General features: G+C 63.1%; 13 protein-coding genes and 1 tRNA gene. 1 reads left to right on the top strand and 13 read right to left on the bottom strand.

Annotation, left to right across the window (positions count from 1 at the left end; all coding sequences use genetic code 11):
- Nucleotides 1-421 precede the first annotated feature (421 nt).
- The 8 genes from FFI87_RS02010 to FFI87_RS01970 all read right to left on the bottom strand — a co-directional run bounded on the left by FFI87_RS02010 (nt 422) and on the right by FFI87_RS01970 (nt 6955).
- Entirely contained in the window at nt 422-1639 is a 1218-nt protein-coding gene (locus FFI87_RS02010; protein ID WP_138848339.1) for a tyrosine-type recombinase/integrase, read from the bottom strand.
- Nucleotides 1640-1813: 174 nt separating this feature from the next.
- Nucleotides 1814-1889, bottom strand: a tRNA-Thr gene (locus FFI87_RS02000).
- A gap of 19 nt (nt 1890-1908) precedes the next feature.
- The gene (locus FFI87_RS01995) at nt 1909-2430 is read right to left on the bottom strand and encodes a ClpXP protease specificity-enhancing factor (protein WP_012362941.1); all 522 of its coding nucleotides are present in this window, start codon (nt 2428-2430) and stop codon (nt 1909-1911) included.
- 71 nt (nt 2431-2501) lie between these two features.
- Complete coding sequence (locus FFI87_RS01990; protein ID WP_006400565.1) at nt 2502-3113, bottom strand: glutathione S-transferase N-terminal domain-containing protein; 612 nt, start codon at nt 3111-3113, stop codon at nt 2502-2504.
- 94 nt (nt 3114-3207) lie between these two features.
- Nucleotides 3208-3966 carry a cytochrome c1 gene (locus tag FFI87_RS01985; RefSeq protein ID WP_012362940.1) on the bottom strand — a complete coding sequence of 253 codons (759 nt, stop codon included), beginning with the start codon at nt 3964-3966 and terminating at the stop codon, nt 3208-3210.
- 21 nt (nt 3967-3987) lie between these two features.
- Nucleotides 3988-5370: a cytochrome b gene (locus FFI87_RS01980; RefSeq protein ID WP_012362939.1), complete on the bottom strand. Its 1383-nt coding sequence runs from the start codon at nt 5368-5370 to the stop codon at nt 3988-3990.
- Nucleotides 5370-5990 (bottom strand): ubiquinol-cytochrome c reductase iron-sulfur subunit, encoded by a 621-nt coding sequence (petA, locus tag FFI87_RS01975; protein WP_012362938.1) that lies wholly within the window; start codon nt 5988-5990, stop codon nt 5370-5372. The genes FFI87_RS01980 and petA overlap by 1 nt, the downstream gene beginning before the upstream one ends.
- Before the next feature lie 218 nt (nt 5991-6208).
- Nucleotides 6209-6955, bottom strand: coding sequence for a Nif3-like dinuclear metal center hexameric protein (locus FFI87_RS01970; RefSeq protein WP_011655806.1), 747 nt, complete (start codon nt 6953-6955; stop codon nt 6209-6211).
- Between the two features lie 21 nt (nt 6956-6976).
- On the opposite strand from FFI87_RS01970, the gene FFI87_RS01965 reads away from it, so the two are divergent.
- Entirely contained in the window at nt 6977-8182 is a 1206-nt protein-coding gene (locus FFI87_RS01965; RefSeq protein WP_006751792.1) for a Do family serine endopeptidase, read from the top strand.
- 263 nt (nt 8183-8445) lie between these two features.
- Here the strand turns inward: FFI87_RS01965 and tatC are convergent, their stop codons facing one another.
- From tatC to FFI87_RS01940, 5 genes are all read right to left on the bottom strand, one after another.
- The gene (gene tatC, locus FFI87_RS01960) at nt 8446-9231 is read right to left on the bottom strand and encodes a twin-arginine translocase subunit TatC (protein ID WP_006751793.1); all 786 of its coding nucleotides are present in this window, start codon (nt 9229-9231) and stop codon (nt 8446-8448) included.
- 41 nt (nt 9232-9272) lie between these two features.
- The gene (gene tatB, locus FFI87_RS01955; protein WP_006757065.1) at nt 9273-9803 is read right to left on the bottom strand and encodes a Sec-independent protein translocase protein TatB; all 531 of its coding nucleotides are present in this window, start codon (nt 9801-9803) and stop codon (nt 9273-9275) included.
- Between the two features lie 26 nt (nt 9804-9829).
- Nucleotides 9830-10060, bottom strand: coding sequence for a Sec-independent protein translocase subunit TatA (gene tatA / locus FFI87_RS01950; protein WP_006751795.1), 231 nt, complete (start codon nt 10058-10060; stop codon nt 9830-9832).
- A gap of 93 nt (nt 10061-10153) precedes the next feature.
- Complete coding sequence (locus tag FFI87_RS01945; RefSeq protein ID WP_012362935.1) at nt 10154-10519, bottom strand: histidine triad nucleotide-binding protein; 366 nt, start codon at nt 10517-10519, stop codon at nt 10154-10156.
- Between the two features lie 30 nt (nt 10520-10549).
- Nucleotides 10550-10942 carry a DUF4870 family protein gene (locus FFI87_RS01940; protein ID WP_012362934.1) on the bottom strand — a complete coding sequence of 131 codons (393 nt, stop codon included), beginning with the start codon at nt 10940-10942 and terminating at the stop codon, nt 10550-10552.
- Between the last annotated feature and the right edge of the window lie 9 nt (nt 10943-10951).

The following is a 10951-nucleotide window of genomic DNA, read 5'->3' as shown; positions in this document are numbered from 1 at the left end:
GTGATGCCTTACCTCACAAGGCTCTGCGGCCGATTCAGGCGTTTATCTCCAAATCTCCAACTCGTTTTGCACTGAGCGGACAGGCGTCGACCGTCTGCGCCGACCGCGAAGCTAGACCGGACGCGGCTCTCCGGGATTCAAGTGGTGTCGACAACGCGTTTTGAAGGGGGTGTCCGCCGACACGCACCGATCGGGCATTGTTGCGCCTGCCGCAAGTGTCGGGATCGCCGGCAAGCGGGGGACCCTGCGTCTAGGGCAAAGACGCGGGGGCTCACACCCGCGTCTTTTCTCTACTGACGACGGATATAGGGGGGCACATAATAATAAGGGGCCAAATCATCGCCTTGCCCTCTGCCTAGTCCGTTTCCGTTTTACCGGTGGAGGACGCACGGAAGGGGGTCATACTCGCAGCGGCACGGATCTATCCTGCCGCCGCGATCGGGATGATCTTCGCCCCACCCTGTTTGTCGAGATAGTCCGCCCACCACTGCATCATGCGATGGCGCTCAGAAAGATACTCGGCATGGTTGTATGCCGCCCGCACGCCATCCTGCTCCGAGTGGGCAAGCTGGCGCTCGATCCAGTCGGAATTGAATCCCTTCTCGTTCAAGATCGTTGAAGCCAGACCCCGAAACCCATGCCCGGTCATGCGGCTGCGATAGCCCATACGGTACAGAGCGTACAGAATCGTGTTCTCGCTCATCTGCTGCAACGGTCTACGGCTGTTCGGGAACAGCCAGCGACGGTGGCCCGTCAGCGCGCGCAGCTCGGAAAGCAGCGCGATCGTCTGGTCAGCGAGCGGCACGATATGCACGCGGCGCATCTTCATCTTCTCAGCCGGAATTCGCCACTCTCGGCGCTCCACGTCAATCTCCGTCCACTCCGCCTGCCGCAGTTCGATGGTACGAACGAACGTCAATGCCAGGAATCTCAGAGCGAGCCGAGTCTCCGGCTCGCCCTCATAGGCAGCGATCGAGCGAAGTAGCTCCGGCAGCTCGCTTTCGCCGACTCGCGCCATATGTTTGACGGGCACCGCCTTCAATGCGCCTCGCAGGTCCGGCGACGGATCTCGCTCGGCACGGCTCGTTGCAACGGCATAGCGAAAGACTTGGCCGCATGTCTGCAACGTCTTGCGCGCCGTCTCGAACGCCTCTCGTCCTTCGATTCGTCGAATGACCGCGAGCAAATCCGGGGCGCCGATCGAAGAAATCGGGCGCTGGCCGATCAGGGGAAACACCTCGCGATCGAGCTGTTTCTTGACTCGGTTCGCGTGCGAAGCGCTCCATGTCGCTTGCTGCGCCTCGTACCACTCCAGCGCGACGGCCTCGAAGGTGTTCTGTGCGGCAATGGCGCGAGTCTGCTTTTCGACGTCACGCTCGAACGCAGGGTTCTTCCCTTCCGCTAACAGCCGCTTCGCTTCGTCACGCCTCGACCGAGCATCAGCGAGCGACGTCGCGGGATAGTCGCCGAACGTCAGCAGGTTTTCTTTGCCATTGAACCGGTATTTGAGCCGCCATTTCTTCGAACCACTGGAGCGCAGATCGAGATACAGGCCGCCGCCGTCGAAGAGTTTGTTTCCCCCGGCCTCATCGAATCTAGCGTTGCGGCACTTGGCGTCGGTAAGAGGTTTGGTTTTCATTATTCGTCGGGGGTACGGCATACCCCCAAATCCGGGAAGTCATACCCCGAATCTTACCCCCAAATTTCCGGGATGCCCCGGTTCCACTCGGCACGTCCAGAAACAAAAAACCCGCGTCAGCGCTAGGCTGGACGCGGGTTTTGGGACTTCCCGGTACTACTTGATACTAGTATTTGGTGCCGGCTGCAGGACTCGAACCCGCCACCTGATGATTACAAATCAACTGCTCTACCAGATGAGCTAAGCCGGCGTAAGCGCGAGATTCTACCTCATTTCACGATCTTGAGGCGAGGTCTGCTACCGCCTTTCGAGCCATCGCCGTCGGTTTTCGGCGGTTCGTCGGCGCCTTCGGACGGCTCCTCGTTCGCGCCGACATCGACGACAGGCGTCAATACGGCAGGCGACTCGTCACGTGACGTCTCGTCGGCCGGCGCGGCATCGTCTTCGAACGCACCCGAATCCTCGCCCTCACCCGCCACCGCATCGACCTGGAACGCCATTCCTTGCCCGTTCTCCCGCGCGTAGATCGCGAGCACGTTGGCCACCGGAATCTCGATCTTGTGCGCCTTCCCGGAGAACCGGGCGGTGAACTCGATCCACTCGTTGCCCATCTGCAGCTGGCTCGTCGCCTCGAAGCTGATGTTGAGCACGATCTCGCCGTCACGCACGAACTGACGCGGCACGCGCGTCGAGTTGTCGACCCTCACCGCGATATGCGGCGTGTAACCGTTATCGGTGCACCACTCGTACAGTGCGCGCAGCAGATATGGCTTCGTTGAAATCTCTTGCATCACAATCCTCGAACCCGGAGCGGGCACGCGGCACGCCGCGCCGCCCGCTCCGTCATGCCTTCATTGCATCATCAACGACGCATGACCTTTTCGGACGGCGTCAGTGCTTCGATATAGGCCGGACGGCTGAAGATCCGCTCGGCATACTTCATCAGCGGCGCGGCGTTCTTCGACAGCTCGATGCCGTAGTGATCCAGACGCCACAGAAGCGGCGCGATCGCGACGTCGAGCATCGAGAACTCCTCGCCAAGCATGTACTTGTTCTTCACGAAGATCGGCGCGAGCTGCGTCAGGCGATCGCGGATCGCGAGGCGTGCCTTCTCGTGATTCTTCTCCGCCGCCTTGCCCTTCTCGTTCTCGAGCGTGCTGACGTGAACGAACAGCTCCTTCTCGAAGTTCAGCAGGAACAGGCGTGCACGGGCGCGCTGCACCGGGTCGGCCGGCATCAGTTGCGGGTGCGGGAAGCGCTCGTCGATGTATTCGTTGATGATGTTCGATTCGTACAGAATCAGGTCGCGCTCGACCAGAATCGGAACCTGACCGTACGGGTTCATCACCGAGATGTCTTCCGGCTTGTTGAACAGGTCGACGTCACGGATCTCGAAATCCATGCCCTTCTCGAACAGCACCAGCCGGCAACGCTGGGAGAACGGGCAAGTTGTGCCGGAATACAGAACCATCATATTTGCGTTTCCTCAAAAAAGCCGAGGGCCGGCACGCGGCGCAACCCCTTTCACGGGTTCCGCCTTGCGCCGGCCCCACGCCGGTCAGGCGTGTTTACTTGATATCTTTCCAGTACGCGGCATTGAGCCGCCAGGCCAGGAAAGTCAGGACACCGAGAAAGATCAGCACCCACACGCCGAGGCGTTTGCGGGTCTGCTGGGCCGGCTCGGACATCCATGTCATATAGGCCACCAGGTCGGCCACCGCAGCGTCATAGTCCGGCGGCGACAACGTCCCCGGCGTGACCTGCTGGAAGCCGACGAGCGTGTGGACCTTCTCGCCCGTCTCCTCGTCCGTCTTGTCTTCGAATTTGGCAGTGCGCTGCCCCTGCAGTTGCCACAATACATGGGGCATGCCGACGTTCTCGAACACCGCGTTGTTCCAGCCGGTCGGCCGCGTATCGTCGCGGTAGAAACTCCGCAGATACGTGTACAGCCAGTCGCGGCCGCGCGCCCGCTCCTCGACCGACAGGTCGGGCGGCATGGTGCCGAGCCAGTTCTTCGCGTCTTCGGGCCGCATCGCGACGGACATCGTGTTCCCGACCTTGTCGGTCGTGAACAGGAGATTCGTTTCGATCTCCTTCTGGGATATGCCCAGATCCGTCAGACGGTTGTAGCGCATCAGGTTCGCGCTGTGGCAGTTCAGGCAATAGTTTACAAACAATTGCGCGCCGTGCTGAAGCGAAACGAGATTTTCCGTGTTATCGGGCGCCCGGTCGAGCGGAAAATTACCTTCCGCGCGTACGGCCGGCGCCGCCAGCAGCGCAACGGCCGTCGCGCCGATCAGTGCGAGCGTCGAAAGCAGTTTCTTCATGTCGTTCTCTCCTCGCTCACATTAATGGGGCTTGAAGCGCACCCGCTCCGGCGGCTGCTTGAACGTGCCAAGCGGCGTCCAGACGGGCATGCCGAGGAAGAACGCGAAGTAGATCAGCGCGCAGCCCTGCGCAATCAGCGTCGCGGCCGGCGATGGCGGCCGTGTGCCGAGAAACGCGAGGGTCAGGAACGCCACGACGAAGATCCCGAGGAACACCTTGTGGAACAGCGGCCGGTAGCGGATCGACTTCACCGGGCTGCGGTCGAGCCACGGCAGGAAGAACAGCGTGATCACCGCCGAGCCCATCACGACGACGCCCCAGAACTTCGACTCCGTCAGGAACATGAACACGACGATCGCGGCGGCCAGCACCGGCAGGCCGATCTTCCACTTGCCGCGCGCGCGGACCAACGCGAGCACGCCGAGCAGCGCGATCACGATCATCAGCACGATCTTGAACGGGTCGGTGGTCGCGCGCAGCATCGCGTAGAACGCGGTGAAGTACCAGACCGGCGCGATCTCCGGCGGCGTCTGCAGCGGGTTCGCCGGCACGAAGTTGTTCGACTCGAGGAAGTAGCCGCCCATTTCCGGCGAGAAGAACACGATCAGCGCGAACACCATCAGGAACACGCAGACCCCGAAGAAGTCGTGCACCGAGTAGTACGGATGGAACGGGATGCCGTCGAGCGGAATGCCGTTCGCGTCCTTCTTCGCCTTGATCTCGATGCCGTCCGGATTATTTGAACCCACTTCGTGCAGCGCGACGAGGTGCGCGATCACGAGGCCGACCAGCACGAGCGGAATCGCGATCACGTGGAACGCGAAGAAGCGGTTCAGCGTGACGTCGGACACGACATAGTCGCCGCGGATCCACAGCGACAGGTCCGGCCCGACGAACGGGATCGCCGAGAACAGGTTGACGATCACCTGCGCACCCCAGAACGACATCTGGCCCCACGGCAGCAGGTAGCCGAAGAACGCTTCGGCCATCAGGCACAGGAAGATCGCGCAGCCGAAGATCCACACGAGCTCGCGCGGCTTGCGATACGACCCGTACATCAGCCCGCGGAACATGTGCAGGTACACGACGACGAAGAACATCGATGCGCCGGTCGAGTGCATGTAGCGGATCAGCCAGCCCCACGGCACCTCGCGCATGATGTACTCGACCGACGCGAACGCGAGCGTCGAGTCGGGCTTGTAGTTCATCGTCAGGAAGATGCCCGTGACGATCTGGTTGACGAGCACCAGCAGCGCGAGGGAGCCGAAGAAGTACCAGAAGTTGAAGTTCTTCGGCGCGTAGTACTCGGAAACGTGCTTCTTCCAGGTGGACGTGAGCGGGAAGCGCTGGTCGATCCAGCCGGTGAGACCTGTGGTGGAGACTTCCTTGTTGTCGACGGCCATCACGCTTCTCCTTTCTCGTCCTTGCCGATCACGAGGGTCGTCGCCGACGTGAACATGTAGGGCGGGATGTCGAGATTCTGAGGCGCCGGCTTGTTCTTGAACACGCGACCGGCGAGGTCGTAGGTCGAACCGTGGCACGGGCACAGGAAACCGCCCGGCCAGTCGTCCGGCAGGTTCGGCTGCGGACCCGGCGTGAAGCGTTGGCTTGGCGTGCAGCCGAGGTGCGTACAGACGGCCATCACGACGAGAATGTTCTTGCGATCGGTGCGCGCGCGATATTCGTTCGCGCAATACGCGGGCAACGGCATCGAATACGGGGATTTCGTGGTCGGATCGGCCACTTCCTTGTCGGCCTTGACCACATCGGCCAGCATCGAATCGGTGCGATTCAGGATCCAGACGGGCTTGCCGCGCCACGGCACGGTGACCATCTCGCCGGGCTTCAGGCTGCTAATGTCGACCTCGACCGGCGCACCGGCCGCTTTCGCTTTCGCGGACGGCGCAAGCGACGCCGCGAAAGGTACAACGGTGGCGACACCTCCCACGCCACCTGCTACGGATGTCGCAATCAGCCAGGTACGGCGGCCGCTGTCGACGCGTTTCTCTTCCTTGTCTCGCATCACACGCCCCACTTCTGAGTTGGATTTTCCGTCACGACTTTCCATTCCGCCGCTAGTTTGCTCGAATGGAGTCGTCATTTACAAGGCCCGGAGATGAAAATCCCTTCGAAGTGGTTGATAGTTAAGGGTTTTCCCCCACTATCGGAGCAATTAAATCATTTCACTTTTAAGCACTTGCTACATTGTGAAATTTCGATGCGCTGCCGCAAATCCGTCGTTCAGACCGGATTATGAATATCGATAAAAAGGTGTTCGATATCGAATTCCTCGGACAAGTGGCGCCCCAGTGCCTGGATTCCGTAGCGTTCGGTGGCATGGTGCCCTGCCGCAACGAACGCGACGCCGCTCTCCGCGGCCGCGTGCGTGACGGATTCCGACACCTCGCCGGTCAGGAACACGTCGGCGCCGGCATCGATCGCGGCATCGAAATAACTTTGCGCGGCGCCGGTACACCACGCGATGCGGCGCAGCTGCATGTCCGCATCGCCGAGCACGAGCGGCGTGCGGCCGAGCGTGCGCTCGACCTTCGCGACGAAGTGCTCGAGCGTGACGGGCATCGGCAGCGTCGCCATCCAACCGAGGTCGCCGTCGCCGAAACGCTGATCGCCGATCAGCCCGAGCTTCTGGCCGAGCTGCGCGTTGTTGCCGAGTTCGGGGTGCGCGTCGAGCGGCAGGTGGAACGCGAACAGGTTCAGGTCGTTCGCGAGCAGCAGCTTCAGGCGCTGGTACTTGCGGCCGGTGATCTGCGGCGCCTCGTTCCGCCAGAAATAGCCGTGATGGACGAGCACCGCGTCCGCCCCCCATTCGAGCGCGGCTTCGAGGAACGCGACCGATGCCGTCACGCCGGTGGCGATCTTCTCGATCTTGCGGCGCCCCTCGACCTGAAGGCCGTTCGGGCAATAGTCCTTGAAGCGCGCGGTTTCAAGGGTATTGTTCAAGTACAATTCAAGTTCGATCCGATCCATATAAACCTCTAATCCATTCAGATGCTTAGACGCTTCTGGCTGTTCTTCGCGCAGGCGGTGACCGTACTGCTCGCGCTGATGTTCATCGTCGTGACGCTCAAGCCGCAATGGCTGCAACGGCAAGGACAGCTCGGCAAGCAGCTCGCCACGCCGATCGTCGCGCTGCGGGAAGTGGCGCCGGGCATTGGCGGAGCGCCGGCGACCACGTCGTACGCGGAGGCCGCGCAAAAGGCGATGCCCGCCGTCGTCAACGTATTCTCCAGCAAGGACGGCTCACTGCCGCCCGATCCGCGGGCGAAGGATCCGCTGTTCCGCTATTTCTTCGGCGACCGCAACGCACGCAAGCAGCAGGACGAACCGGCCGCCAACCTCGGCTCCGGCGTCATCGTGAGCCCTGAAGGTTACATTCTAACGAACCAGCACGTCGTGGACGGCGCCGACCAGATCGAAGTCGCGCTCGCCGACGGGCGCACGGCCACCGCGAAGGTGATCGGCAGCGACCCCGAGACCGATCTCGCCGTACTGAAGATCAACATGACGAACCTGCCGACGATCACGCTCGGCCGTTCCGACCAGTCGCGGGTCGGCGACGTCGTGCTCGCGATCGGCAACCCGTTCGGCGTCGGCCAGACGGTCACGATGGGGATCATCAGCGCGCTCGGCCGCAATCACCTCGGTATCAACACGTTCGAGAACTTCATCCAGACCGACGCGCCGATCAACCCCGGCAACTCCGGCGGCGCCCTGGTCGACGTGAACGGCAACCTGCTCGGCATCAACACGGCGATCTATTCGCGCTCGGGCGGCTCGCTCGGCATCGGCTTCGCGATCCCCGTGTCGACCGCGCGCACCGTGCTCGAAAGCATCATCACGACGGGCTCGGTCACACGCGGATGGATCGGCGTCGAGCCGCAGGACGTCACGCCGGAAATCGCCGAGTCGTTCGGGCTCCAGCAGAAGACGGGCGCGATCGTCGCGGGCGTGCTGCAGGGCGGTCCGGCCGACAAGGCCGGCATCAAGCCGGGCGACATCCTCGTGAGCGTGAACGGCGACGAAATCACCGACACCACAAAACTGCTGAACACCGTCGCGCAGATCAAGCCGGGCACGTCGACCAAGGTGCACGTCGTGCGCAAGGGCAAGGAGTTCGACGTGAACGTCGTGATCGGCAAGCGGCCGCCGCCGCCGAAGCAGGCGCTCGACGAACAGGACAGCGACAGCGAGTGACCTCCGGCGGGCGGCGCGTCCGCGCCGCTCGCACGCAGCAGCCGGAAACGAAAAACCCCCAAGCGCTGGAATGATGTCCAACGCCTGGGGGTCGACTCAATTCGCGGCCCTTCCGCTTTGCAACGAAACGCTTTCGTCGTGGTGAAGCCGTGTTCTCTCCCTCACCGCCTGCCCTTCGGGCCGCTCGCGCGGCTGCGATGTTGCTTGCCGAAAGGCCGCAGCGACGGCAGCCAGCATGCCGGCCACCGCGCCCCGTTTCCTGCTCAGCTGGCGGCGCCGTTCTCCGGTTCGGGTTCTTCCGTCGTCGGCTTCGGCACGAAGAACCGCGCGGCCAGCAGCCCGACCTCGAACAGCACGATGAGCGGCAGCGCGAGCATCAGCTGCGAGAACACGTCCGGCGGCGTGACGACCGCCGCGACGACGAATGCGCCGACGATCACATACGGCCGCATCTCCTTCAGCTTCTTCAGCGTCAGCACGCCCATCCGCACGAGCAGCACGACGATGATCGGCACCTCGAACGTGACCCCGAATGCGATGAACATCCCGAGCACGAAGCTCAGGTAGTTGTCGATGTCGGTCGACATCTCCGCGCCGAGCGGCGCGTTGTAGTGCGCCATCACGCGGAAGATCGTCGGGAACACGAGGAAGTACGCGAACGCCATCCCGCACAGGAACAGGAAGTAGCTGCTGCCGACGAGCGGCATGACGAGCTTCTTCTCGTGCTGGTACAGGCCCGGCGCGACGAACGCCCAGATCTGGTACAGCACGATCGGCAACGCGATCACGAGCGCGACGAGCATCGTGACCTTCATCGGCACGAAGAACGAGCCGGTGACGTCGGTCACGATCATCCTGCCGCCCTTCGGCAGGTTTTCCATCAGCGGCCGCGCGAGCAGCCGGAAGATGTCGGGCGCCCAGTACACGAGCCCGAGGAACACGACGATCACGGCCAGCCCCGCGCGAATGATGCGATCGCGAAGCTCGACGAGATGGGAAATGAAGGTTTCTTCCGGGGCGTCGCCCGGATTCTGCTGGGGGTCGCTCACGCCGGCCCTCGGTAGGATTGACGAGCGAGCATGCGCTCGGCTCAGAGAAAGCGCGTCGGCCGGCGCAGGCTGGCCGGCTGGTGGCGCGCGACACGCGCGGCGCCCGACTGCACGTGCGTGCGGCGGGTCGTCGCGCGCTTGTACCAGACAGGCATCGCCGCCTGCTTCACACGCCAGTTGCGGCGCTTGCGCGCGAGCGCCGCCGTACTGCCGCGCCACGACGGCGCCGCGGGGGTGTCGGAGCCGTATGTGCCGGCATCGACCGAGCCTTCGTTAAGACCGCCGACCGCGGAATGCCACGTGTCGTTCAGTTCCTTCTCGTGCTCGCGCAGGTTGTCGTGAATCGTCGTCTCGACGTTGCGCGCGGCCGACTCGAAATCGGTCTTCATCGTCCGCAGCGCGTCGAGTTCGATTTCGCGCGAGACCTCGGCCTTCACGTCGTTGATGTACCGCTGCGCGCGGCCGAACAATGCGCCGGCCGTACGCGCGACGCGCGGCAGGCGCTCGGGGCCGAGCACCACGAGCGCGACGACGCCGATCAGCGCCATCTTCGAAAGACCGAGATCCAGCATCGCGTATGCCTGTCAGCTTGCCGGCGTTACGCCTTGTTCGAGTCGGAACGCGTCGTTTCCTTCGCGTTGACGTCGACCGTACCCGTGCGCGGCAGTTGCTGCGCATCCGCCGGTGTCTCGCCTTCCTTCATGCCGTCCTTGAAGCCCTTCACGGCGCTGCCGAGGTCGTTGCCGATGTTGCGCAGCTTCTTCGTACCGAAAACCAGCGCGACGATCAGCAGCACGATCAGCCAGTGCCAAATGCTCAATCCACCCATGATGAAACCTCTCCTCAACCATGCCGCGTGGCGGCGCAAATCGCCGGCGGCACGCCGGCTTCGACTATCGATGCGGGGAAACGCCCCGCTACGTCAACCCATCCGCAGCCACGGGCGCGGACCGGCCAGGATATGCGCGTGCAGGTGGTAGACCTCCTGCCCGCCGCCGGGGCCCGTGTTGATCACCGTGCGAAAACCGGTTTCGCCGCCCGTGTAGGCCACGCCGAGCTGGTCAGCCAGACGCGCGACGAGCAGCAGCATCCGGCCGAGCATCGGCGCATCGGCCTCGCTCGCCGCCGACAGCGTCGGCAGGTGCCGGCGCGGAATCACCAGCACGTGCGTCTCGGCCGCCGGGCGGATGTCGCGAAACGCGACGAATTCGTCATCCTCGTGCACCTTCTCGCTCGGGATCTCGCCCGCCGCGATCTTGCAGAACAGGCAATTCGGATCGTGACTCATGTTGCTCCTGCGAAACGCCCCGCGCGCCGGTCAGAACCAGGCCTGCGGATCGAGCGTCTTGTTGTCGTTCAGGTACAGCCAACCCTTGATGATACGGTACAGCGTCCAGATCCACGTGACAAACATGATCACGAATCCCACCACCACGAACATCAGCGCGAAGCCGATCACGTATGCGATCAGCGCGCGCCAGAACGTGCGGATCTGCCACTCGAAATGGTCGGCGTACTGCGTGCCGGCCACGTCGTCGCGCTTCACGTAGTTGATGATGATCGCGATGATGCCGGTCACGCCGCCCGTCAGCCAATGAATCGCATAGAGGCCGTACAGCACGTGCGTCAGCGTGCGCAAGCCCTTCAACCGCTCGGCGTCCGCTGCGCCCGGCACCGACGGCGTCGGAAACTCGCTCGGCGTATCGGTCATGATGCTACC

The sequence above is a fragment of the Burkholderia sp. KBS0801 genome (assembly GCF_005937855.2).
Lineage (GTDB): Bacteria > Pseudomonadota > Gammaproteobacteria > Burkholderiales > Burkholderiaceae > Burkholderia > Burkholderia ambifaria.
This window is presented reverse-complemented; position numbering and strand designations above follow the sequence as displayed.